Raw genomic sequence first — 21,009 nt, forward strand, 5'->3', positions numbered from 1 at the left:
GAGCCATTGAAACCGGAGCGCTAGCTTCGGTGGAGGCGCTGGTGGGATACCGCCCTGACTGTATTGAAATTCTAACCTACGGGTCTTATCGACCCGGGAGACAGTGTCAGGTGGGCAGTTTGACTGGGGCGGTCGCCTCCTAAAGTGTAACGGAGGCGCCCAAAGGTTCCCTCAGAATGGTTGGAAATCATTCGTAGAGTGCAAAGGCATAAGGGAGCTTGACTGCGAGACCTACAAGTCGAGCAGGGACGAAAGTCGGGCTTAGTGATCCGGTGGTTCCGCATGGAAGGGCCATCGCTCAACGGATAAAAGCTACCCCGGGGATAACAGGCTTATCTCCCCCAAGAGTCCACATCGACGGGGAGGTTTGGCACCTCGATGTCGGCTCATCGCATCCTGGGGCTGTAGTCGGTCCCAAGGGTTGGGCTGTTCGCCCATTAAAGCGGTACGCGAGCTGGGTTCAGAACGTCGTGAGACAGTTCGGTCCCTATCCGTCGTGGGCGTAGGAAATTTGAGAGGAGCTGTCCTTAGTACGAGAGGACCGGGATGGACGCACCGCTGGTGTACCAGTTGTTCTGCCAAGGGCATAGCTGGGTAGCTATGTGCGGAAGGGATAAGTGCTGAAAGCATCTAAGCATGAAGCCCCCCTCAAGATGAGATTTCCCATAGCGTAAGCTAGTAAGATCCCTGAAAGATGATCAGGTTGATAGGTTCGAGGTGGAAGCATGGTGACATGTGGAGCTGACGAATACTAATAGATCGAGGACTTAACCATATAATATGAAGCAATGTTATCTAGTTTTGAAAGAATATAAAAAACTTGTTGACTTTAAAAGTTAAATAAGTTAAAATGATTCTTGTCTTAAATGAATACAGTCTGGTAATGATGGCAGAGAGGTCACACCCGTTCCCATACCGAACACGGAAGTTAAGCTCTCTAGCGCCGATGGTAGTTGGGACCTTGTCCCTGTGAGAGTAGGACGTTGCCAGGCAAAATGGAGGATTAGCTCAGCTGGGAGAGCACCTGCCTTACAAGCAGGGGGTCGGCGGTTCGATCCCGTCATCCTCCACCATATATGTCGGAGGGGTAGCGAAGTGGCTAAACGCGGCGGACTGTAAATCCGCTCCTTCGGGTTCGGCAGTTCGAATCTGCCCCCCTCCACCATTCTTAATTAATGGGCTATAGCCAAGCGGTAAGGCAACGGACTTTGACTCCGTCATGCGCTGGTTCGAATCCAGCTAGCCCAGCCATTAAGAGCCATTAGCTCAGTTGGTAGAGCATCTGACTTTTAATCAGAGGGTCGAAGGTTCGAGTCCTTCATGGCTCACCATTTTAATGAAATATGCGGGTGTGGCGGAATTGGCAGACGCACTAGACTTAGGATCTAGCGCCTTTGGCGTGGGGGTTCGACTCCCTTCACCCGCACTTTTAATAAAATAACTCATACATGTCTTGCGGAAGTAGTTCAGTGGTAGAATACAACCTTGCCAAGGTTGGGGTCGCGGGTTCGAATCCCGTCTTCCGCTCCAATTTTCAATATGACATGCCGGGGTGGCGGAACAGGCAGACGCACAGGACTTAAAATCCTGCGGTGGGTGACCACCGTGCGGGTTCGACCCCCGCCCTCGGCACCATATGCGCCCGTAGCTCAATTGGATAGAGCGTTTGACTACGGATCAAGAGGTTAGGGGTTCGACTCCTCTCGGGCGCGCTTTTATTAACGGGAAGTGGCTCAGCTTGGTAGAGCACCTGGTTTGGGACCAGGGGGTCGCAGGTTCAAATCCTGTCTTCCCGATATTCCCAAAAAACATGGGGCCTTAGCTCAGCTGGGAGAGCGCCTGCCTTGCACGCAGGAGGTCAGCGGTTCGATCCCGCTAGGCTCCACTTTATTTAATATATGTCTCGGAGGTATACCCAAGTTCGGCTGAAGGGATCGGTCTTGAAAACCGACAGGCGGTGAGAATCGCGCGGGGGTTCGAATCCCTCTACCTCCTCCATTTTTTCTTTAATGGTTTAGACATATAATAATAAAATATTTATTTTTTCCTTCATGGAGGTATACCCAAGTTCGGCTGAAGGGATCGGTCTTGAAAACCGACAGGCGGCGAGAGTCGCGCGGGGGTTCGAATCCCTCTACCTCCTCCATTTTTTAAAACTTTATATTGTCGCGGGGTGGAGCAGCACGGTAGCTCGTCGGGCTCATAACCCGAAGGTCGCAGGTTCAAATCCTGTCCCCGCAACCAAATGGTCCCGTGGTGTAGTGGTTAACATGCCTGCCTGTCACGCAGGAGATCGCCGGTTCGACCCCGGTCGGGACCGCCATTTATGTTGGCTCGGTAGCTCAGTCGGTAGAGCAGAGGACTGAAAATCCTCGTGTCGGCGGTTCGATTCCGTCCCGAGCCACCATTTTTTTATGCCGGCTTAGCTCAATTGGTAGAGCAACTGACTTGTAATCAGTAGGTTGGGGGTTCAAGTCCTCTAGCCGGCATCATTTAGGGGCATAGTTTAAAGGTAGAACTGAGGTCTCCAAAACCTCCAGTGTGGGTTCGATTCCTACTGCCCCTGTAAAGTATATGGGCCTATAGCTCAGCTGGTTAGAGCGCACGCCTGATAAGCGTGAGGTCGATGGTTCGAGTCCATTTAGGCCCACCATATATTATTCCGCAGTAGCTCAGTGGTAGAGCTATCGGCTGTTAACCGATCGGTCGTAGGTTCGAGTCCTACCTGCGGAGCCATGGCCCGTTGGTCAAGTGGTTAAGACACCGCCCTTTCACGGCGGTAACACGGGTTCGAATCCCGTACGGGTCATACAAAAAAGAGTCAGCATTATGCTGGCTCTTTTTTATTTTGTTAATCCTTTTTATTACGTTACTTTCCAGAAATAAATAAAGGAATTTTGGAAAAGCTATGGTATGTATAAAAAGGAGGAAATAAATAATGACACGAGTTAGAGACTTAATGAGTACCCATATTGTACATTGTACACCGCTAGACAATGTATATGAGGCAGCTGTTAAAATGAAGGAAGAATCAGTTGGATTAATTCCTGTTGTTGAAAATGAGCAAGTTGTTGGGCTTGTTACTGATCGTGATTTAGTCGTTCGAGGGATTGCTGAAAAACATCCTGGATCTAATAAAATTACAAATGTAATGACAACAAATATTATCTCAGTTTCTCCAAATGATTCTATTGAAAAAGCTACAGAGCTAATGGCACAGCATCAAATTAGACGATTACCAGTAGTTGATAGTGGTCAACTTATTGGCATGTTAGCACTAGGAGATTTAGCTATAAGGGAATCAGCAGATGATCAAGCTGGATTTGCCTTGAGCGAAATCTCAGAGCATACAGAGTAAATTGAAACTTTTATTAACCGAGAGTCTAATGGTCACTCATAAAGAGCTAAATTATATATAAAGTTCAGATACATTATTCTAGTATATATGGATTAAACTAATATGTTAGCGTGATGTATCTGAGACATTATATAATAAGGATACGGTTAATAATTTCGACAGTTTTTTTTAATTTGTTATTCTTCATTTTTAATAAGAGAAAAGATGATATACTGATAGATATAAGTATTATGAGGGATTTTGAATATAACAATATTAATTTTTAGTGGTGCGATAATAAATTAATATTTCCTACATAGATGAAAAGGGAAGGGGAATTATATGAAGGCTGTACAGGGCGATCCAAATTGGAATTTGGTTACAGATACATATATAGAACCAAATAATTTCGCTGAATTATTTTCTTTGCTTGTACCTTGTCACCCAAAAGGTCAGGGGAAAGAACGAACTATATTAGTATGGAAAGAAAAAGAATTTTATAAAGAAGAAAATTTAGCGGCATTTATCGTATATGGCATGAATAAAGCAAAGAAATTACCGCAGTTTCATAAAGATGAAATTCCAACTTTAGTGCGTATCCTTCGCTTATGCCAAGAGATTGGTTGGTATGAAGAGGCAAATGATTTTATGATAGCGCAAGGATTAGCTGAGTTTGTTCATACTTCATTGGAATATGAAACATGGGATCTTTTGACGCAATCAGTTGCTTTAAATTATTTAATTATTAAATATCGTATAGGTGAATTGACAGATAGGGATATTGAAATTTGGGATAGAGTTAAATTTAATGAGAAGTGTATAACCGATTGTAAACATTTATTATCTCATAAAGAAGTATTGGAATTTACATTCTTTTATATGTGCAAGAGAGCGAAATCATTATCAAAAGAGCAATTAAATAGTGATATGATGAGTTTAGCAATGTATTGTAATACTTTTGTATATGATTTGTATACACATGATTTATTACGGAAATATCGTAAGTGTACAGATTTCCTATCATATTATGGACCTAGTCAGGCAGTTTTAGCATGTCAAAGAGCTGTATTATCTCAAATTTCCGATCGCTTAGACCCATTAAAGACAACGCATGTAGATGATTATTTATATGTGATGAAAGAAATGATGGAGCATATGACGATAGGAGTAATGGATCGATACGGTCATTTTATTGGAAAGCTACTATCTTATGTGCCATTTTTCGAAATGATACAAGTTCCACAGCATGCATATTATTGTGAAGAATTACTGTATATTTGTAAGGGAATTGAATATAAAGAAGAAACACTACGCAATTATATATTTATACAATTACATGATTGTTTACCATCATTCTTTAGGCTATTTCTTAAAAATAAGCGTTACGCAACGATTCATGATATTCTTTTCTATTGGTGCGATGACGAACAACGAATGAGCTTAGAGAAAAAATATAATCTGAGCTTTATTTATGAAAAATATGCTTGTGGATAAACAATATTTTCGATATGAAAAATTAATATAAATTAAAAAGGATCTCCAGTTTATGTGAGATCCTTTTTTGTTAGTAAAACAAGGAGAAAGTGATTAAGACAAGAAACAACATTCCATATAGGAGAAGTTGTTCAGTATAACTTCCTTGTATACCAAAAAAATTATTGGCTTTCTTATACAAATTCAATATGTATTTTATTAGAGTATCTTTGAAAGATTGGTACACAGTGTCTCCTCTTTCTAAGCTTCTTGTTCTTGTTTTTGTTTATAAGGGACATTAATATATCTAGCTACAAATAATAAAACAGCCATAAAGAATACTGGAAATACAGTAGATAAATAAAAGCCATTACTAATTATATTTGTTATGAGAGCACTCAAAAGAAATATAGCATTATAAATATGGGCAATTTTTTGTTTTAGTTGCACTTGAAATGATTCCATCATAATTTCTAATGCAACAAAAGCAATAATAATAGATAAAAATACAATGTTTGTATTGTAAATGATTAAACAGCAGATTAAACCTAAAAAGGCTACGTATTCAATTATAAGAGGTATATTGCGTGGCATACAATTTACCTAACTAAATATGGCAGTGGATTTACTGCATTTGTTTTTTCAAAATTCCATTCTCCATTATGTAATTCAAAATGAAGATGTTGCCCGTATGAATGACCTGTGTTTCCCATATGACCTATTAATTGTCCAGTTTGTACTTGATCACCAGCTTGTACAGTGCGATCCTTCATATGAGCATAAACAGTTGTATATAATTTCCCATTGATTTGATGCGCAATGAAAACAACATTGCCATAGCTAGCTGAATAATAAGATTTCACAACTTTACCTGCAGCAGCAGCTTGGATAGAGACGTTTCCTGGAGCGGCAATATCTATACCATAATGCATTTGTTCCCAGCGTATATCAAAGGTTGAGCTAATTCTTCCTTGAGCAGGGAATTTGAAAGCAGCTGGAATTGATGAAGGTTGATCTGTTTTAGCTTGTGGTTGATTTTGTACTACATAGTGTTTTGCTACATATCCGTATCCTGTGCCAAAACGAATTTTATACCAAGTTCCTACAGTTTCTACTACTTGTACTTGTGTACCGTTTTGTAATGAACCGAGTAGAGCGCTACTTGTACTAGCGTTGCTACGTACATTTAGATTAGGTGTTGCAACAGTATATTTTGTATTATTTTGAACGGTGATTCCTTTTACTAAGGGTTGTGAACCATTAGAGATGAATGCTTTTTGTACGTAACCTGTTTGGCCATTATGCGATATTTTATACCATTCGCCTTGATCTTCTTGAACGGTAATAAACTTGCCATTTGGTAATACATCTAAAATGGAAGATTCTAAATTAGGTTCAGAGCGAACGTTTAATGCATTAGCATTAACGATGTATTGATCATTAGAATGAAGTTTGTTTTTTAGTAAAATAGTATCTTTTTGTACATAACCTACTTTATTATGAACAGATACTTTATACCACTCATTAGTTGTTTCAAGGATGTTCACTTTTGTATTAAAGCGAATTGTATCAATTGATGTGCTTTTTACGTTATCTTCTGTATGTAATGCTACTTGATCGACTTTGACATACCCAGTTTTAATATTAGATAATTGTTCAGCGTTTGCTTTTTGTACATTTGTTTCACCCATAGAAGGAAGTAAAGAAGCAATCGCTACAGTAGTTGCTGTTAAAGCAGTAGCTTTCATATTCATGGAATAGAGACCTCCTCTAGTTGTATAGTTGTAATTTTATTATAGTATAAAGATATAATATAGTGGGTGTATTCACATAAATGTAATATGAAATCAATATAAAAATAAATTTTTTGAGGATAATGATTCCTTCTTATGCAATTAATTGGGGTTTTATTTTCTAAAATAGAATGTATGTATTGTATAACTTTGATATTATGTTGATAATTAAGAAAATTAAAAAAGTTGATGATGTCTTATTAGGGTGTTATACTGACAGTGATAATTTTATAGTTTGCTAGGAGAGCTGGTGTTGCCAGCTGAGAGTAGGCCGTAAGCCTTTGATCCTTTTTATTACCTGATCTAGATTATGCTAGCGTAGGGAAGCAATTCGGACACTAACAATGAGTCCCCGTTTCTTTGCGTATAGAAACGGGGCTTTTTTATTTAAAAATTTCATATTGAAACCACTAGGGGTGCTTGATTTGCTGAGAGAGGAATAATCCTTAACCCTTACAACACCTGATCTAGGTAATACTAGCGAAGGGAAGTGGAACATCGAATAAATGTATAACTTTATTTGCTGTAACCACTTCTTATATATAGAAGTGGTTTTTTATTTAGATACCTATATTGAAAGGGGATAGAGAAATGAAATTTTGCGATAGATTATTAGAAACTGTGCAACCGGTTTGGGAGATGAGTCATAATCATCCGTTTGTAGTGGGTATGGGAGATGGCACGTTAGAAAAAGATAAATTCCAGTATTATATTATTCAAGATTATTTATATCTGCTAGATTATGCAAAGTTATATGCGATTGGTGTTGTAAAAGCAACGAATCCACAAGTAATGGGAAAGTTCGCTGAACAAATTGATGGAATATTAAATGGCGAAATGACAATCCATAAACAATATGCAAAAAGACTTGGAATTTCTATAGAGGAGATAGAGTCTGCGAAACCATCTGCTAAAAATTTAGCTTATACAAATTACATGATGTCTGTATCTCAAAATGGCACACTTGCGGAATTAATAGCAGCGCTTCTTCCATGTATGTGGAGCTATTGGGAAATTGGAAAGCGTTTAAATGATATTCCTGGAGCAAGAGATCATGAGTTTTTTGGTGAGTGGATTCAAGGATATAGTTCGGAAGAATACGGTAATCTGTGTATTTGGTTAATAGATTTATTAAATGAAATGGCAGTGGGAAAGTCTGAGACAGAACTAGAAAGATTAGAGGAGATTTTCTTATATTCCAGTCGATTTGAATATTTATTCTGGGATATGTCCTATCGTAAGGAGATGTGGGGATTTGAGGAGCAAGAACATACTACAGTTTCATAATGTTTCTTTTCATTACGATGAGAAACCAATCATCCATGAATTAAATGCTTCTATACATGAGAAAGAGTTTGTCAGTATTATCGGACCGAGTGGATGTGGGAAAAGTACTTTATTTCGCCTTATTACAGGTCTAGAAAAGGTAAGTACTGGACAGATAGAACTGACAGAAACAAAGCACCATCCTGTAGGATATATGCCGCAAAAAGATATGCTTTTGCCGTGGAGAACAATTATTGAGAATGCTGCCCTGCCGCTAGAGTGCCAAGGTGTACAGAAGAAAGAAGCACAAGTAAAGGCAAAGGAACTGTTACATAAATTTGGTTTGCAAGGGTATGAGAAAAAATATCCGAAAGATTTATCTGGTGGTATGAGACAACGTGTATCTTTTATTCGAACTTTATTAACAGGCGGGGAAATATTGCTGTTAGATGAACCATTTAGTGCGTTGGATGCTTTAACGAAGACCTCTTTGCAAGAATGGTTGTTTGAACAATGGCAAGAGTGGGAAAAAACAATTTTATTCATTACTCATGATGTTGAAGAAGCGTTATTTCTTTCAAACCGAGTTTTAGTAGTGGAACAGCAGCCGATAACGACTTTGACTGAGCGGACTGTACCGCTTGATCATAACAGAACACGAAAAGATTTATATAAACCGGAAGTATTAGCGCTGAAAGATGAGCTTCTTAGTATGTTACAAAGGCAGGTACTTGTGTGATGAACCGATTGAAAGAATTAGTTCCTGCTATTACACTTTCTAGTATTTTACTAGCTGTGTGGGAAATAGGAGCAAGAATTGTAGATGAGATGTACATTTTACCGTCACCTTCTGCGATTGTAATGAAGATATGGAAACTAAAAGACATATTATTTACAGTTCATTTACCTGCAACGTTATACGTCGTTTTAATAGGTGTTGTTATCTCTATCGTATTAGGTGTAGGGCTAGCGATGTTAATGAATGCGAGTACATGGATGGAGAGAGCATTTTATCCATTATTAGTTGCTTCACAAACGATTCCGATTACTGCGCTTGCTCCGCTATTTGTTTTATGGTTTGGATACACAATTTGGAGTAAGGTTGTTGTCACAGTTTTAATTACGTTTTTCCCAATTGCGGTCAATACGTATGATGGACTGCGTAGTACGAAAAAAGAATGGGAGGAGCTCTTAGTTACATATGGAGCAACAAAAAGAGATATTTTTCTTAAATTAAAGTTGCCGTCTGCTCTTCCTTATTTTTTCTCAGCTTTAAAAATTGCAGTTCCGCTTAGTGTTATCGGAGCAGCAATTGGAGAATGGCTCGGTGCACAAGCTGGGCTTGGATATTTCAGTAAGAGAATGATGACGCAGTTAGATGGAGCTGGCGTATTTGCACCTATTGTATTGTTATCATTATTAGCTATTTTCTTCGTCGTAATTATTTCCATATTAGAAAAGAAATTCATTAGTTGGAGGAAGTATTCATGAAATTTTTAAAGCGCATCTTTGTGTTTACATTATTAATTGCAATAATTGCAGGATGTTCGAGTAATTCAGCATCAGACAAAAGTAAAAAAGAGAAAGAAATAACAGTCATGCTAGATTGGTATCCAAATGCGGTACATAGCTTTATCTATGCAGCAATTGAAAAAGGATACTTTAAAGAAGAAGGTGTAAAGGTAAATATTAAATTCCCTTCTAATCCGACTGATCCATTAACGCTGGCAGCAGCAGGGAAGGTGACAGTTGGCTTGTATTATCAGCCAGATGTTGTTATGGCGAGAGCGAATGAGCAAATTCCAGTGAAATCAATTGGAGCTGTCGTACGTTCACCATTAAATCATGTTGTATCACTGAAATCAGCGGGCATTCGATCACCGAAAGATTTAGAAGGAAAAACAGTAGGATACTCTGGAACACCTTTAAGTGAGATGTATTTAAAAACGATGGTGAAAGAAGCTGGTGGTAATCCTGATACAGTGAAAGTAGTTGATGTTGGCTTTGATTTAGTACCAGCATTAATTACGAAGAAAGTAGATGCGGTAACAGGGGCATACATTAACCATGAAGTACCTGTTATGCGTCATGAAGGCCATGAACCAGCGTACTTTAATCCAGCTGATTACGGAGTACCAAACTACCATGAGCTTGTGTTTGTAACAGGTGATAAAACGTTGAAAAAAGATAAAGAAGCGTTGCAAGCTTTCTTACGTGGTACGAAAAAGGGCTATGATTTCATGAAGAAAAACCCAGATGAAGCATTGAATATTTTATTAAATCATCAAGAAAAAGAAAACTTCCCACTTGTGCCAGAAGTTGAAAAGGAAAGTATGAAAATTTTATTAGAGAAGATGGAAACGAAAGATGAGCCATTTTTATCAGATTCAAAAGAATCTTGGGAGAAACAAAATAAGTGGCTGAAGGACAAAGGAATGACGAAAGAAACCGTCCCAGCCGATGAACTATTCGAAAATATTTTAAAGTAGGCGAATGAATATGAAAAATGAGCTCCACGTAATCTCAAATGGCCATATGCCATTCGAAGAGTTAGTGAATGTAGCGATGCAAATTGAGAGTGAGATTGATTATTTGCATATTCGTGAGCGTGAGAAGAGTACGAAGGAATTATATGAAGGTGTGGAAAGTCTATTAATGGAGGGCTTTCCGGCTTCTAAAATTGTCATAAACGATCGAATTGATATTGCAATTTTATTAAATATACCTCGTGTTCAACTAGGATATCGAAGTACAGATGTAAAGTCAGTGAAAGAAAAGTTTTCGTATTTGCATGTCGGTTATTCTGTGCATTCGCTAGATGAAGCAATAGTAGCTTTTAAAAATGGAGCGGATTCACTCGTTTATGGCCATGTATTTCCGACAGATTGTAAAAAAGGTGTGCCAGCGAGAGGGCTTGAAGAAATTTCAGACATTGCAAGGTGTTTATCTATACCGATTACAGCAATTGGAGGAATTACCCCAGAAAACACAGTGGATGTTCTTACTAACGGTGTAAGTGGTATAGCAGTTATGTCTGGGATTATAAGTAGTAGTAACCCGTATAGCAAAGCGAAATCTTATAAGGAATCAATAAGAAAGTGGGCGGAAAAACATGTGTAAGAAGTATGATGTAGCGATAATTGGCGGTGGTGTAATTGGTAGTTCAGTTGCACATTTTCTAGCAGAAAGAGGACATAAAGTAGCGATTGTAGAGAAGCAACAGATTGCATCTGAAGCCTCGAAAGCAGCCGCTGGTTTACTTGGGGTGCAGGCAGAATGGGATGAATATGACCCGCTATTTGACCTTGCTAGAGAAAGCCGTGCTATATTTCCACAACTTGCAGCAGTTTTACGTGAAAAGACGGGTATTGATATTGGATATGAAGAAAAAGGAATTTATCGTATTGCTCAAAATGCAGATGAGAAGGAAAGAATTCTTCACATTATGGATTGGCAGCAGAAAACAGGTGAAGATTCTTATTTTCTAACGGGAGACCATGTGCGGGAAAAAGAGCCATATCTATCCGAATCTATTATAGGAGCAGTATATTATCCGAAAGACGGTCATGTTATTGCACCAGAGCTTACGAAAGCATTCGCACATTCTGCGGCAATTTCCGGTGCTGATATATATGAACAGGCAGAAGTATTTGATATCCGTATTGAAAATAATAAAGTGACTGGAGTTATTACAAGTGAAGGTATTGTCACATGTGAGAAAGTCGTTATTGCAGGTGGTTCATGGAGCACGAAGTTACTAGGTTATTTTCACCGTGATTGGGGTACATATCCAGTTAAAGGAGAAGTGGTTGCGGTAAGAAGTAGAAAACAACTTTTAAAAGCACCTATTTTTCAAGAAAGATTTTACATTACTCCAAAGCGCGGTGGACGTTACGTAATTGGGGCAACAATGAAGCCACATACGTTCAATAAAACTGTGCAGCCAGAAAGTATAACTTCTATATTAGAGCGTGCTTATACAATATTGCCAGCTTTAAAAGAAGCAGAATGGGAAAGCACGTGGGCAGGATTACGACCACAATCGAATCATGAAGCTCCTTATATGGGAGAGCATGAAGAAATAAAAGGTTTATATGCTTGCACGGGCCATTATCGAAACGGTATTTTATTAAGTCCTATTTCTGGTCAATATATGGCCGATTTAATAGAAGGAAAGCAAGAGAATCATTTGCTAGATTCATTGCTTTCTAGAAGCGTTTAGAAAGGGGATGGAAGTTTGAATTTAAAAATTAATGGTAACCAAATTGAAGTGCCAGCGAGTGTAAAAACAGTAGCTGAGCTACTTACACATTTAGAGTTAGATAACAGAATTGTTGTAGTAGAGCGTAATAAAGATATTTTACAAAAAGATGATCATACAGATACATCTGTTTTTGATGGAGACCAAATTGAGATTGTAACTTTCGTAGGAGGCGGTTGATTATGTTAAACATTGGACCATTTTCATTTCATTCTAGACTTTTATTAGGAACAGGTAAATTCCCTGATTTTGACGTACAGCAAAAGGCAATTGACGTTTCTGAAGCTGAAATTTTAACGTTTGCAGTACGTCGTATGGATATCTTTGATGCAAAGCAACCTAATTTATTAGAGAAACTTGATGTGAAAAAATATACGTTATTACCAAATACAGCAGGAGCAAAAAACGCTGAAGAGGCTGTTCGTATTGCAAAATTAGCAAAAGCCTCTGGGCTTTGTGACATGATAAAGGTAGAAGTTATTGGTGATGATAGAACGTTATTACCTGATCCGGTAGAAACGTTAAAGGCATCTGAAATGTTACTGGAAGAAGGATTTATCGTACTTCCGTATACATCTGATGATGTTGTATTAGCACGTAAATTACAAGAGCTTGGCGTGCATGCAATTATGCCAGGAGCATCTCCAATTGGATCAGGACTTGGTATTGTAAATCCATTAAATTTGAGCTTCATTATTGAACAAGCAACAGTACCAGTTATCGTTGATGCCGGTATTGGTAGCCCAGCTGATGCAGCATTTGCAATGGAATTAGGAGCAGATGGCGTGTTATTAAATACAGCTGTATCAGGAGCAAAAGATCCTATTAAAATGGCACAAGCAATGAAATTAAGTATTGAAGCAGGTCGTTTAGGATTTGAAGCAGGTCGTATTGCACGCAAGCGTTGTGCAACGGCAAGTAGTCCTTTAGAAGGAATGAGCGTAGTTGAATAATCGATATTCTCGCCAAGAACTATTTTCTCCAATTGGAGAAGAAGGACAGCAAAAGATAAGAGAAAAGCATGTGCTTATTATCGGTGCAGGTGCATTAGGTAGTGCAAATGCAGAGATGTTTGTAAGAGCAGGTGTTGGCAAGATAACAATTGTTGACCGTGATTATGTAGATTGGAGTAATTTACAAAGACAACAATTGTATGCAGAGAGCGACGTAAAGAATAATCTTCCAAAAGCTATAGCGGCTAAAAAACGTTTAGAAGAGATTAATAGTGATGTAACAATAGAAGCTCTCGTTCAAGATGTAACAGCTGAAGAGCTAGAAGAACTTGTTACAAATGTTGATGTAATTATTGATGCGACTGATAATTTTGAAACACGCTTTATTGTGAATGATATAGCACAAAAATATTCTATTCCATGGATTTACGGTGCATGTGTAGGTAGTTACGGTCTTTCTTACACAATCCTTCCTAGTAAAACACCATGTTTATCATGTTTATTACAGTCGATTCCGCTTGGCGGGGCAACATGTGATACAGCGGGTATTATATCACCTGCTGTATCTCTTGTCGTTTCTCATCAAGTAACAGAAGCTCTTAAACTGTTAGTAGAAGATTACGAATCACTTCGAGATGGGCTTGTATCGTTTGATATGTGGAAGAATGAGTATTCATGTATGAATGTGCAAAAGCTTCGCCAGCATAATTGTCCCTCATGCGGAGAGAATGCATTATATCCGTATTTAAATAAAGAGAACACATCAAAAACAGCAGTTTTATGCGGGCGAAATACAGTTCAAATTAGACCACCTCATAAAGAGGAAATGAATTTTGAACAATATAAAGAGTTGTTGGAAGGTCGTGTGAATGATTTAAATATAAATCCATATTTACTATCATTTTCTATTGAAGACAAGAGGTTAGTCGCCTTTAAAGATGGCCGTGTGCTCGTACATGGAACGAAAGATATAAGCGAAGCAAAAACGATTTATCATCGCTATTTTGGATAGAAAAGGATGAGTGGGATGAAAGTGAATAAAGCTTTAACAATTGCAGGGTCTGATAGCGGCGGCGGTGCTGGAATTCAGGCAGATTTAAAAACATTCCAAGAGCTTGGTGTATACGGAATGACGGCTATTACGGCAATTACTGCTCAAAACACGCTTGGCGTTCAGGGGGTATATCCTGTTCCGTTAGAAGGTATTACAGAACAGTTGAATTCAATTGGTACGGATTTAACACCAGATGCAGTGAAACTAGGAATGTTATTTAGTAGTGAAATAATTCAAATTGTTGCAGAACAAATTAAAAAGTTTGGCTGGAATAATATTGTACTAGATCCCGTTATGATTGCAAAAGGCGGTGCATCATTATTACAGCAAGAAGCAGTTCAAGCATTAAAAGAATATTTATTACCAGTAGCAACTGTTATAACACCGAATGTCCCAGAAGCAGAAGTGTTAACTGGGATGGAGATTCATAATGTTGAAGATAGTAAGGAAGCTGCAAAAGTATTGCACGAATTAGGTGCTAAATATGTGCTTATGAAGGGCGGACATGCAGAATATCAAGGTAATGAAGTAATTGATTTCCTCTTTGATGGAGAAGAATTTATTGAGTTTAGAAGCGATCGAATTCCTTCAAAGCAAACGCATGGAAGTGGGTGTACATTTGCTTCAGCGGTTACAGCAGGACTTGCGAAAGGATACTCAATTCAAGATGCTGTTCAAGAAGCAAAACGATTTATTAGTATAGCAATTGAAGAGCCATTGAATATTGGTAGTGGCCATGGACCGACGAATCATTTTGCATATAAAGTGAATAGAACGCGTGCATAGGTAAGTGAAAAGCCAGTTTTATAACTGGCTTTTTTTCTGTTTACTTTTTCAAAATACAGGAGTAATATATCAGCCAGAATACATTTTTTTGTAAACGCTGAGTCCAATTATATGGAGCGGAGGAACCAATTTGTGCGTAGGCACTAGGGGTGAATCTTTCAAGTTTGAAAGTAGGGCTACTCTCAAAGTCCGAATCCGACAGCTAACTTCGTAAGCGTCTTGAGAGAGGACGGTGCCATGATGGATACATCACTTCATCGATCTGATTAGTATAGGGGAATATCAATCTATGTTTGATTTCTTTTATACTAAGGAGGATGAGGTACATGGAACTAACACTTATTTGTGTTGGAGAAGAAAGTAAGGTAGATAGTTTAAGAGATCTAGTATCATTTCAACATGAGTTAATTATTTTTACAGCAAATGAAGAGATAGCGGCTGAAGTTAGGAATTGTGGGTTTGATTGGACTTATAGCTGCAGTAAGGAGCAGGACTTTACTAGTATTTGTGAGTGTATTAAGAAGGTGATTTTACTAGGGGATGAGCTTCCAATCGTTAGTTTTTTCACAGAACACATTCGCTTTTCTTTTCAAGCACCTATTACTGTTGTTACAAGGAATAAACGATATCCAGCGAGGCTCTATGAAACAATTGGAGCTAAGTTTGTCGTGTTTACAAATTGTGATAATATTTCTTTTTTATTTTTTGAATAGGGCGGGGGAAGAAATGATGAAGGTATTATTACTTGGAGATATAGCAAATCGTTGGGCAGTATCGGTAGAGCGAGTTCAAGAATTGGTTCAGATCGATCCCCTTTTTCCAGGGCCGTATATTATATTACCATCAAAAGATGCTTTGTATTTAGAGGTGGATATTACCGAGTATGAGCAGCTACATGCAGAATTGACACAAGTTTATATTCGCGGGAGAAATTTACGTGCATTTTTACGAGGAGAATAAAGGTTGAATAAAAAGAGCGAATGCTGAGTGCAACAAGCTATGCACTTCATCTCATTCGCTCTTTTTATTTCATATTTAAAAGGTCATTTTTAAGAAAAGAGAAGAGAAATAAAGAAAATAGATGAAATAATAGTAATAATCTTCAATGTAAGCGTTTAAATGAATGTAAATATTATTATTTTCAGTAATTTACCCCTTTACAAGTGAAATATAGAGGAGTATATTTACTCTCATAAATCATTCATAAAATTTCCAAAAAAACCTAAAATCGCTGAGTTCCAGAAATGGAGCGGGGGAACCAATTTTGTGCATCGTCACTTGGGGTGAATCTTTCAGTTTTGAAAGTAGGGCTACTCTTTAGGCCCGAATCCGACAGCTAACCTCGTAAGCGTTTAGAGAGGAGGTTTACTTTTTGTTGTTCATTTTTTGAACACTGAGTAGAGCTCAGTGTTCTTTTTTAATATTTAGATGGTAAATTTTAACAAAAACAAAGCGAGGGATAGCTATGTTAGATGTTGTAATGGTCGGGATTTTTATTTTATTAGTTGCATCAATGGCAAGTCTTGCAAGTTGGTCAGATAAAGTTGTGAAAGAAGGAAAGCAATCATGATGATTGTCTTATCAGTTATTGTCGCAGCAATTACAGTGTATTTAGTGTATGCATTATTAAATCCAGAGAAGTTTTAATTAGGGGGGAATCATTCATTATGATTTGGGTTGCAGTCATTATTACAATGCTCTTGTTTATTTTAGTAGCAAAGCCAATGGGGATTTATTTAGAAAAAGCTTTTCAAGGTAGCAAAATGCTAGATAAAGTATTCGGGCCTTTTGAAAAACTTATTTTTAAAATTACGGGTGTAAAAGAATACAATCAAACGTGGAAACAGTACGCATTATCATTAGTTTTACTCAACGGATTTATGATTGTTATTGTATATTTCATTTTCAGATTACAAGGTGTGTTGCCGCTAAATCCAGCGCATATTGAAGGGATGGAGCCTACGCTCGCTTTTAATACAGCGATTAGTTTTATGGCTGATACAAACTTACAGCATTATAGCGGTGAAAATGGTTTATCCTATTTATCACAATTAATCGGGATTACATTTTTAATGTTTGCGGCACCAGCAACGACATTGGCGCTCGTTATGGCTTTTATAAGAGGACTTGCTGGAAAAGAACTTGGTAACTTTTTCGTTGATTTTACGAGAGCGTTAACGAGAGTGTTTCTTCCTATCGCATTTATTGCGGCACTAGTTTTTGTCGCACTTGGCGTACCGCAAACGTTAGATGGAGCGGTTACAGCACAAACGATTGAAGGTGCAAAGCAAAGTATATTACGTGGACCAGTTGCATCATTTGTTTCCATTAAGGAACTTGGAAATAACGGCGGTGGATTTTTCGGAGCAAACTCTACGCATCCTTTTGAAAATCCAGGACAAATGAGTAATATTTTGCAAATGATGCTTATGATGTTATTACCAACAGCACTTCCATTTACGTACGGACGAATGGTAGGAAATAAAAAACAAGGTCGCATCCTTTTCGTGTCACTATTTATGGTATTTTTACTAGGGTTTATAACGATTACGACATCTGAACTAAACGGGAACCCGGCATTAAATGGAATGAGTATCGAACATGTACAAGGAAGTACAGAAGGGAAAGAAGTACGATTTGGAACAGTATTTTCTTCACTATACGCAACAGTAACGACAGCTGCTGAAACTGGGGCTGTTAATACGATGCATGATACGTTAACACCAATTGGCGGTCTAGTTCCACTTGTAAATATGATGTTAAATACAGTGTATGGCGGCGTTGGAGCAGGCTTTGTAAACATTATTATGTATGCAATTATCGCGGTGTTTATATCTGGGTTAATGGTTGGACGGACACCAGAGTTTTTAGGTAAAAAGATTGAAGGTAAGGAAATGAAATTAATCGCGGTCACGATTTTATTTCATCCATTGCTCATTTTAGGATTTTCGGCATTAGCTCTTTCAACAAATTTAGGGACGGATGCTATCTCTCATTCCGGTTTTCATGGTTTAACGCAAGTTGTATATGAATATACATCGTCAGCTGCGAATAACGGATCTGGATTTGAAGGATTAGGAGATAATACACCGTTTTGGAATATTACGACTGGTTTAGTTATGTTTTTAGGACGCTACTTCAGTTTAATTACGATGCTAGCAGTGGCAGCTTCGCTGAAAGAAAAAACGGTAGTGCCAGAAACAGTCGGAACGTTCCGTACAGATAATAGTTTATTTGGTGGCATCTTCATCGGAACAATTGTAATTGTCGGTGCATTAACATTCTTCCCGATGTTAGTACTCGGTCCAATTGCAGAATTTCTTACATTGAAGTAATGGAGGGTAAATGATGAGACCGGTAGTAGTAAAAGAAAAACAATTAAATGAGTCACAAATACATGCTGTAGAAGATGAAGTTAGACAAGCGAAAACGATGGATCGTGATATCGTAACACATGCGATGAAGCAATCCGTTGCGAAATTGAATCCGAAAGTCATGATAAAGAATCCGATTATGTTCGTTGTGGAAATTGGATTTATCATTACGTTCATTTTATCTTTTCTTCCAAGTAGTTCTAGTAGTATACCAGGTTGGTTTAATATAACAGTTTCTCTCATTCTATTATTTACAGTTTTATTTGCGAATTTTGCAGAAGCATTAGCAGAAGGTCGTGGTAAAGCGCAAGCCGATTCTTTAAAGCAGTCGAAGAAAGATGTGTTTGCAAATATTGTAAAAGAAAATGGAGACATTGTCCAAGTTTCAGCAACTGATCTTACAAAAGGTGACGTTGTTATCGTAAAACAAGGAGAAATGATTCCGAATGATGGCGAAGTAATCAAAGGATTAGCATCTGTAGATGAATCTGCAATTACAGGGGAATCAGCTCCTGTTATAAAAGAAGCAGGCGGTGATTTTTGTTCCGTAACAGGTGGAACGATGGTCGTAAGTGATGAAATTACAATTGTCATTACGAGTAATCCTGGTGAATCATTTATCGACAAAATGATTTCTTTAGTAGAAGGAGCTGCTCGTCAAAAAACGCCGAATGAGATTGCTTTAAATACAGTATTAACGAGCTTAACTCTTATTTTCTTAATCGTCGTTGTGACGTTGCCGATTTTTACAAATTATTTAGGGTTTCAAATTGATACTGCTGTGCTAGTTGCATTATTAGTTTGTTTAATTCCAACGACAATTAGTGGTTTGCTATCAGCGATTGGTATTGCTGGGATGGACCGGGTGACAAAATTTAACGTGTTAGCGATGTCAGGGAAAGCAGTAGAAGCTGCGGGCGATATTAATACAATTATTTTAGATAAAACAGGTACGATTACTTTTGGGAATCGAATGGCTCATACATTATTACCTGTAGGAAATGAAACGATTGAGCAAGTTGGAAAGTGGGCCGCTATTAGTTCTGTTTTAGATGAAACACCAGAAGGTCGATCTGTTATCGAGTATGTGCAGGGAAAATCTATATCATATAATAGAGAACTTGCAGAACAAGGTGAGTTTGTTCCGTTTAAAGCAGAAACGAGAATGAGTGGTGTTGATTTACAAGACGGAACGAAAGTGAGAAAAGGTGCTGTAGGTGCCGTTATTGAATGGGTTGAGTCACAAGGCGGAATAATTCCGAAAGATGTAAATCAAAAAGCAGACTTAATTTCAAAAGAGGGCGGAACACCACTTGTAGTTGCAGTAGATAATCGTATTTACGGTTTAATTTATTTAAAGGATACAGTAAAACCGGGTATGCGTGAGCGTTTTGAACAGTTACGCCAAATGGGGATTAAAACGGTTATGTGTACAGGTGATAATCCGTTAACGGCAGCAACGATTGCAAAAGAAGCTGGAGTAGATGAATTCGTTGCTGAGTGTAAACCGGAAGATAAAATTGCTGTTATTAAAGCAGAGCAAGATAAAGGGAAACTTGTAGCGATGACAGGTGATGGTACAAATGATGCTCCGGCATTAGCGCAGGCCGACGTTGGATTAGCGATGAACAGTGGTACGACAGCAGCGAAAGAAGCGGCCAACATGATTGATCTAGACTCGAATCCAACGAAAATTATTGAGGTTGTAGGAATCGGTAAGCAATTATTAATGACGCGAGGTGCTTTAACGACGTTTAGTATTGCGAATGATATAGCGAAATATTTTGCAATCATTCCAGCAATGTTTACACTTGCGATTCCGCAAATGGAAGCATTGAACATTATGAAATTAACATCACCACTGTCAGCGATTTTATCAGCATTAATATTTAACGCTGTTATTATTCCATTACTCATTCCGTTAGCGATGAAAGGTATTGCATATAAACCGATGAGTTCTAATGCATTGCTTAGCCGAAACTTACTTATTTATGGGCTTGGTGGAGTTATCGTTCCGTTCATTGGAATTAAGGTAATTGATATGATTGTCGGCTTGTTTATATAAGGAAGAGGGGAAAAAGATGGAGAAGAAACAAAGTATACTATCACCAATTATCCGTATTACTTTTACATTTCTAGTATTGTGTGGACTTGTATACCCACTTATTGTTACTGGTATTGCACAAGCAGTGATGAAGGATAATGCGGATGGAAGTCTAATATATAATGATAAAAATGAAGTGATTGGTTCTAAATTAATTGGTCAAAACTTCACGGATCCACGTTATTTTCAAGGGCGTGTTTCTAGTATTGAATATAAGGCTGAAGCATCTGGTTCAAATAACTATGCACCATCTAATCCAGATTTAGCAAAGCGAGTAGAGAAAAGTATTGCGGACTGGAAGGAAAAAAATCCAGCTGTTCCAGTTACAGAAGTACCGATAGATTTAGTGACAAATTCAGGTTCAGGGCTTGATCCTGATATTAGTCCAAAGGCGGCCTCGGTGCAGGTGAATCGCATCTCAAAATTAACGAATATTCCGAAAGAAAAACTTAATCAATTGATTAAAGATCAAACAGAAGGTGCTGCGCTTGGTTTATTTGGAGAGACCCGCGTAAACGTCTTAAAGCTAAATTTGGCATTACAGAAATTAATGAAATAGTAACAGTGCTACCTCAATCTAATGGATTGAGGTAACGTTGTTTCGAATG

General features: G+C 38.1%; 21 protein-coding genes, 20 tRNA genes, 2 rRNA genes and 4 riboswitches (1 of these 47 running past the window's edge). Of the genes, 41 read left to right on the forward strand and 2 right to left on the reverse strand.

Going from position 1 to position 21,009, the window contains the following annotated elements; translation table 11 throughout:
- The 24 genes from NST27_RS03600 to NST27_RS03715 form a co-directional block, all read left to right on the forward strand.
- Positions 1 to 775: ribosomal RNA gene (locus tag NST27_RS03600) — 23S ribosomal RNA — on the forward strand; it begins 2,147 nt to the left of the window's first position.
- A 101-nt stretch (positions 776 to 876) separates the two neighbouring features.
- A 5S ribosomal RNA gene (gene rrf / locus NST27_RS03605) occupies positions 877 to 992 on the forward strand.
- A gap of 5 nt (positions 993 to 997) precedes the next feature.
- A tRNA-Val gene (locus NST27_RS03610) sits at positions 998 to 1,073 on the forward strand.
- 8 nt (positions 1,074 to 1,081) lie between these two features.
- Positions 1,082 to 1,165: transfer RNA gene (locus tag NST27_RS03615), tRNA-Tyr, on the forward strand.
- 11 nt (positions 1,166 to 1,176) lie between these two features.
- Positions 1,177 to 1,251, forward strand: a tRNA-Gln gene (locus NST27_RS03620).
- 4 nt (positions 1,252 to 1,255) lie between these two features.
- Positions 1,256 to 1,331, forward strand: a tRNA-Lys gene (locus NST27_RS03625).
- A gap of 14 nt (positions 1,332 to 1,345) precedes the next feature.
- Positions 1,346 to 1,426: transfer RNA gene (locus tag NST27_RS03630), tRNA-Leu, on the forward strand.
- A 29-nt stretch (positions 1,427 to 1,455) separates the two neighbouring features.
- Positions 1,456 to 1,530 (forward strand) — tRNA-Gly (locus NST27_RS03635).
- Positions 1,531 to 1,546: 16 nt separating this feature from the next.
- Positions 1,547 to 1,635, forward strand: a tRNA-Leu gene (locus NST27_RS03640).
- 3 nt (positions 1,636 to 1,638) lie between these two features.
- A tRNA-Arg gene (locus NST27_RS03645) sits at positions 1,639 to 1,712 on the forward strand.
- Between the two features lie 10 nt (positions 1,713 to 1,722).
- Positions 1,723 to 1,796: transfer RNA gene (locus tag NST27_RS03650), tRNA-Pro, on the forward strand.
- Between the two features lie 16 nt (positions 1,797 to 1,812).
- Positions 1,813 to 1,885, forward strand: a tRNA-Ala gene (locus NST27_RS03655).
- A gap of 20 nt (positions 1,886 to 1,905) precedes the next feature.
- Positions 1,906 to 1,998 (forward strand) — tRNA-Ser (locus NST27_RS03660).
- A gap of 55 nt (positions 1,999 to 2,053) precedes the next feature.
- Positions 2,054 to 2,146: transfer RNA gene (locus NST27_RS03665), tRNA-Ser, on the forward strand.
- Positions 2,147 to 2,167: 21 nt separating this feature from the next.
- A tRNA-Met gene (locus tag NST27_RS03670) sits at positions 2,168 to 2,244 on the forward strand.
- 3 nt (positions 2,245 to 2,247) lie between these two features.
- A tRNA-Asp gene (locus NST27_RS03675) sits at positions 2,248 to 2,323 on the forward strand.
- A gap of 8 nt (positions 2,324 to 2,331) precedes the next feature.
- Positions 2,332 to 2,407, forward strand: a tRNA-Phe gene (locus NST27_RS03680).
- Between the two features lie 9 nt (positions 2,408 to 2,416).
- Positions 2,417 to 2,489: transfer RNA gene (locus tag NST27_RS03685), tRNA-Thr, on the forward strand.
- A 6-nt stretch (positions 2,490 to 2,495) separates the two neighbouring features.
- Positions 2,496 to 2,566, forward strand: a tRNA-Trp gene (locus NST27_RS03690).
- A 10-nt stretch (positions 2,567 to 2,576) separates the two neighbouring features.
- Positions 2,577 to 2,653 (forward strand) — tRNA-Ile (locus NST27_RS03695).
- Positions 2,654 to 2,661: 8 nt separating this feature from the next.
- Positions 2,662 to 2,736 (forward strand) — tRNA-Asn (locus NST27_RS03700).
- A gap of 1 nt (position 2,737) precedes the next feature.
- Positions 2,738 to 2,809: transfer RNA gene (locus NST27_RS03705), tRNA-Glu, on the forward strand.
- A gap of 129 nt (positions 2,810 to 2,938) precedes the next feature.
- Positions 2,939 to 3,358 carry a CBS domain-containing protein gene (locus NST27_RS03710; RefSeq protein WP_000199010.1) on the forward strand — a complete coding sequence of 140 codons (420 nt, stop codon included), beginning with the start codon at positions 2,939 to 2,941 and terminating at the stop codon, positions 3,356 to 3,358.
- 321 nt (positions 3,359 to 3,679) lie between these two features.
- Positions 3,680 to 4,831: a DUF3965 domain-containing protein gene (locus tag NST27_RS03715; RefSeq protein WP_000648920.1), complete on the forward strand. Its 1,152-nt coding sequence runs from the start codon at positions 3,680 to 3,682 to the stop codon at positions 4,829 to 4,831.
- A gap of 240 nt (positions 4,832 to 5,071) precedes the next feature.
- Here NST27_RS03715 and NST27_RS03720 read toward each other — a convergent pair whose 3' ends face one another.
- Both NST27_RS03720 and NST27_RS03725 read right to left on the reverse strand, forming a co-directional pair.
- On the reverse strand, positions 5,072 to 5,404 hold the full coding sequence (locus tag NST27_RS03720) for a hypothetical protein (protein ID WP_001137821.1): 333 nt from the start codon (positions 5,402 to 5,404) through the stop codon (positions 5,072 to 5,074).
- Positions 5,405 to 5,409: 5 nt separating this feature from the next.
- Positions 5,410 to 6,564, reverse strand: coding sequence for an SH3 domain-containing protein (locus NST27_RS03725; RefSeq protein ID WP_001056034.1), 1,155 nt, complete (start codon positions 6,562 to 6,564; stop codon positions 5,410 to 5,412).
- Between the two features lie 269 nt (positions 6,565 to 6,833).
- A riboswitch (TPP riboswitch) is annotated at positions 6,834 to 6,945 on the forward strand.
- Positions 6,946 to 7,005: 60 nt separating this feature from the next.
- Positions 7,006 to 7,109, forward strand: a riboswitch (TPP riboswitch).
- A gap of 85 nt (positions 7,110 to 7,194) precedes the next feature.
- On the opposite strand from NST27_RS03725, the gene tenA reads away from it, so the two are divergent.
- The 17 genes from tenA to kdpC all read left to right on the forward strand — a co-directional run bounded on the left by tenA (position 7,195) and on the right by kdpC (position 20,960).
- The gene (gene tenA, locus NST27_RS03730) at positions 7,195 to 7,890 is read left to right on the forward strand and encodes a thiaminase II (protein ID WP_000666828.1); all 696 of its coding nucleotides are present in this window, start codon (positions 7,195 to 7,197) and stop codon (positions 7,888 to 7,890) included.
- Entirely contained in the window at positions 7,859 to 8,608 is a 750-nt protein-coding gene (locus NST27_RS03735) for an ABC transporter ATP-binding protein (RefSeq protein WP_001256793.1), read from the forward strand. The genes tenA and NST27_RS03735 overlap by 32 nt, the downstream gene beginning before the upstream one ends.
- Positions 8,608 to 9,360: an ABC transporter permease gene (locus NST27_RS03740; protein ID WP_001080856.1), complete on the forward strand. Its 753-nt coding sequence runs from the start codon at positions 8,608 to 8,610 to the stop codon at positions 9,358 to 9,360. Before NST27_RS03735 ends, NST27_RS03740 begins: the two co-directional genes overlap by 1 nt.
- Positions 9,357 to 10,358, forward strand: a complete 1,002-nt coding sequence (locus tag NST27_RS03745; protein ID WP_000670418.1) for an ABC transporter substrate-binding protein — start codon at positions 9,357 to 9,359, stop codon at positions 10,356 to 10,358. The genes NST27_RS03740 and NST27_RS03745 overlap by 4 nt, the downstream gene beginning before the upstream one ends.
- A gap of 10 nt (positions 10,359 to 10,368) precedes the next feature.
- On the forward strand, positions 10,369 to 10,989 hold the full coding sequence (gene tenI / locus NST27_RS03750; RefSeq protein ID WP_000787169.1) for a thiazole tautomerase TenI: 621 nt from the start codon (positions 10,369 to 10,371) through the stop codon (positions 10,987 to 10,989).
- Entirely contained in the window at positions 10,982 to 12,091 is a 1,110-nt protein-coding gene (gene thiO / locus NST27_RS03755; RefSeq protein ID WP_000335182.1) for a glycine oxidase ThiO, read from the forward strand. The genes tenI and thiO overlap by 8 nt, the downstream gene beginning before the upstream one ends.
- A 15-nt stretch (positions 12,092 to 12,106) precedes the next feature.
- Positions 12,107 to 12,310: a sulfur carrier protein ThiS gene (thiS, locus tag NST27_RS03760; protein WP_001049502.1), complete on the forward strand. Its 204-nt coding sequence runs from the start codon at positions 12,107 to 12,109 to the stop codon at positions 12,308 to 12,310.
- A 2-nt stretch (positions 12,311 to 12,312) separates the two neighbouring features.
- Entirely contained in the window at positions 12,313 to 13,083 is a 771-nt protein-coding gene (gene thiG, locus NST27_RS03765) for a thiazole synthase (protein WP_000931981.1), read from the forward strand.
- The gene (thiF, locus tag NST27_RS03770) at positions 13,076 to 14,095 is read left to right on the forward strand and encodes a thiazole biosynthesis adenylyltransferase ThiF (protein WP_001065422.1); all 1,020 of its coding nucleotides are present in this window, start codon (positions 13,076 to 13,078) and stop codon (positions 14,093 to 14,095) included. The genes thiG and thiF overlap by 8 nt, the downstream gene beginning before the upstream one ends.
- A gap of 15 nt (positions 14,096 to 14,110) precedes the next feature.
- Positions 14,111 to 14,923, forward strand: a complete 813-nt coding sequence (thiD, locus tag NST27_RS03775; protein WP_000867376.1) for a bifunctional hydroxymethylpyrimidine kinase/phosphomethylpyrimidine kinase — start codon at positions 14,111 to 14,113, stop codon at positions 14,921 to 14,923.
- 85 nt (positions 14,924 to 15,008) lie between these two features.
- A riboswitch (cyclic di-AMP (ydaO/yuaA leader) is annotated at positions 15,009 to 15,156 on the forward strand.
- 93 nt (positions 15,157 to 15,249) lie between these two features.
- Positions 15,250 to 15,636: a hypothetical protein gene (locus NST27_RS03780; protein WP_000424067.1), complete on the forward strand. Its 387-nt coding sequence runs from the start codon at positions 15,250 to 15,252 to the stop codon at positions 15,634 to 15,636.
- A gap of 13 nt (positions 15,637 to 15,649) precedes the next feature.
- Positions 15,650 to 15,883, forward strand: coding sequence for a hypothetical protein (locus NST27_RS03785; RefSeq protein ID WP_001985933.1), 234 nt, complete (start codon positions 15,650 to 15,652; stop codon positions 15,881 to 15,883).
- Positions 15,884 to 16,142: 259 nt separating this feature from the next.
- Positions 16,143 to 16,288: riboswitch (cyclic di-AMP (ydaO/yuaA leader) on the forward strand.
- Positions 16,289 to 16,388: 100 nt separating this feature from the next.
- Positions 16,389 to 16,493, forward strand: coding sequence for a SipW-dependent-type signal peptide-containing protein (locus NST27_RS03790; RefSeq protein WP_000887894.1), 105 nt, complete (start codon positions 16,389 to 16,391; stop codon positions 16,491 to 16,493).
- The gene (kdpF, locus tag NST27_RS03795; protein WP_223153441.1) at positions 16,493 to 16,570 is read left to right on the forward strand and encodes a K(+)-transporting ATPase subunit F; all 78 of its coding nucleotides are present in this window, start codon (positions 16,493 to 16,495) and stop codon (positions 16,568 to 16,570) included. Before NST27_RS03790 ends, kdpF begins: the two co-directional genes overlap by 1 nt.
- A 20-nt stretch (positions 16,571 to 16,590) precedes the next feature.
- Positions 16,591 to 18,258 (forward strand): potassium-transporting ATPase subunit KdpA, encoded by a 1,668-nt coding sequence (kdpA, locus tag NST27_RS03800; protein ID WP_000638319.1) that lies wholly within the window; start codon positions 16,591 to 16,593, stop codon positions 18,256 to 18,258.
- Positions 18,259 to 18,271: 13 nt separating this feature from the next.
- Entirely contained in the window at positions 18,272 to 20,362 is a 2,091-nt protein-coding gene (gene kdpB / locus NST27_RS03805) for a potassium-transporting ATPase subunit KdpB (protein ID WP_001247999.1), read from the forward strand.
- Positions 20,363 to 20,378: 16 nt separating this feature from the next.
- Entirely contained in the window at positions 20,379 to 20,960 is a 582-nt protein-coding gene (gene kdpC / locus NST27_RS03810) for a K(+)-transporting ATPase subunit C (RefSeq protein ID WP_000412596.1), read from the forward strand.
- Positions 20,961 to 21,009: the final 49 nt, after the last annotated feature.

The sequence above is a fragment of the Bacillus sp. FSL W8-0770 genome, from assembly GCF_038008705.1.
GTDB classification, from domain to species: Bacteria; Bacillota; Bacilli; order Bacillales; family Bacillaceae_G; genus Bacillus_A; species Bacillus_A cereus.

What these genes read in the sequence shown, in the direction of transcription:
- NST27_RS03710 (WP_000199010.1), top strand. Translation starts at nt 2,939, where the DNA reads ATGACACGAGTTAGAGACTTAATGAGTACCCATATTGTACATTGTACA.
- NST27_RS03745 (WP_000670418.1), top strand. Translation starts at nt 9,357, where the DNA reads ATGAAATTTTTAAAGCGCATCTTTGTGTTTACATTATTAATTGCAATA.
- thiD (WP_000867376.1), top strand. Translation starts at nt 14,111, where the DNA reads ATGAAAGTGAATAAAGCTTTAACAATTGCAGGGTCTGATAGCGGCGGC.
- tenA (WP_000666828.1), top strand. Translation starts at nt 7,195, where the DNA reads ATGAAATTTTGCGATAGATTATTAGAAACTGTGCAACCGGTTTGGGAG.
- NST27_RS03725 (WP_001056034.1), bottom strand. Translation starts at nt 6,564, where the DNA reads ATGAATATGAAAGCTACTGCTTTAACAGCAACTACTGTAGCGATTGCT.
- kdpF (WP_223153441.1), top strand. Translation starts at nt 16,493, where the DNA reads ATGATTGTCTTATCAGTTATTGTCGCAGCAATTACAGTGTATTTAGTG.
- NST27_RS03790 (WP_000887894.1), top strand. Translation starts at nt 16,389, where the DNA reads ATGTTAGATGTTGTAATGGTCGGGATTTTTATTTTATTAGTTGCATCA.
- kdpB (WP_001247999.1), top strand. Translation starts at nt 18,272, where the DNA reads ATGAGACCGGTAGTAGTAAAAGAAAAACAATTAAATGAGTCACAAATA.
- thiO (WP_000335182.1), top strand. Translation starts at nt 10,982, where the DNA reads ATGTGTAAGAAGTATGATGTAGCGATAATTGGCGGTGGTGTAATTGGT.
- NST27_RS03715 (WP_000648920.1), top strand. Translation starts at nt 3,680, where the DNA reads ATGAAGGCTGTACAGGGCGATCCAAATTGGAATTTGGTTACAGATACA.
- NST27_RS03785 (WP_001985933.1), top strand. Translation starts at nt 15,650, where the DNA reads ATGATGAAGGTATTATTACTTGGAGATATAGCAAATCGTTGGGCAGTA.
- tenI (WP_000787169.1), top strand. Translation starts at nt 10,369, where the DNA reads ATGAAAAATGAGCTCCACGTAATCTCAAATGGCCATATGCCATTCGAA.
- NST27_RS03740 (WP_001080856.1), top strand. Translation starts at nt 8,608, where the DNA reads ATGAACCGATTGAAAGAATTAGTTCCTGCTATTACACTTTCTAGTATT.
- kdpA (WP_000638319.1), top strand. Translation starts at nt 16,591, where the DNA reads ATGATTTGGGTTGCAGTCATTATTACAATGCTCTTGTTTATTTTAGTA.
- kdpC (WP_000412596.1), top strand. Translation starts at nt 20,379, where the DNA reads ATGGAGAAGAAACAAAGTATACTATCACCAATTATCCGTATTACTTTT.
- NST27_RS03720 (WP_001137821.1), bottom strand. Translation starts at nt 5,404, where the DNA reads ATGCCACGCAATATACCTCTTATAATTGAATACGTAGCCTTTTTAGGT.
- NST27_RS03780 (WP_000424067.1), top strand. Translation starts at nt 15,250, where the DNA reads ATGGAACTAACACTTATTTGTGTTGGAGAAGAAAGTAAGGTAGATAGT.
- thiG (WP_000931981.1), top strand. Translation starts at nt 12,313, where the DNA reads ATGTTAAACATTGGACCATTTTCATTTCATTCTAGACTTTTATTAGGA.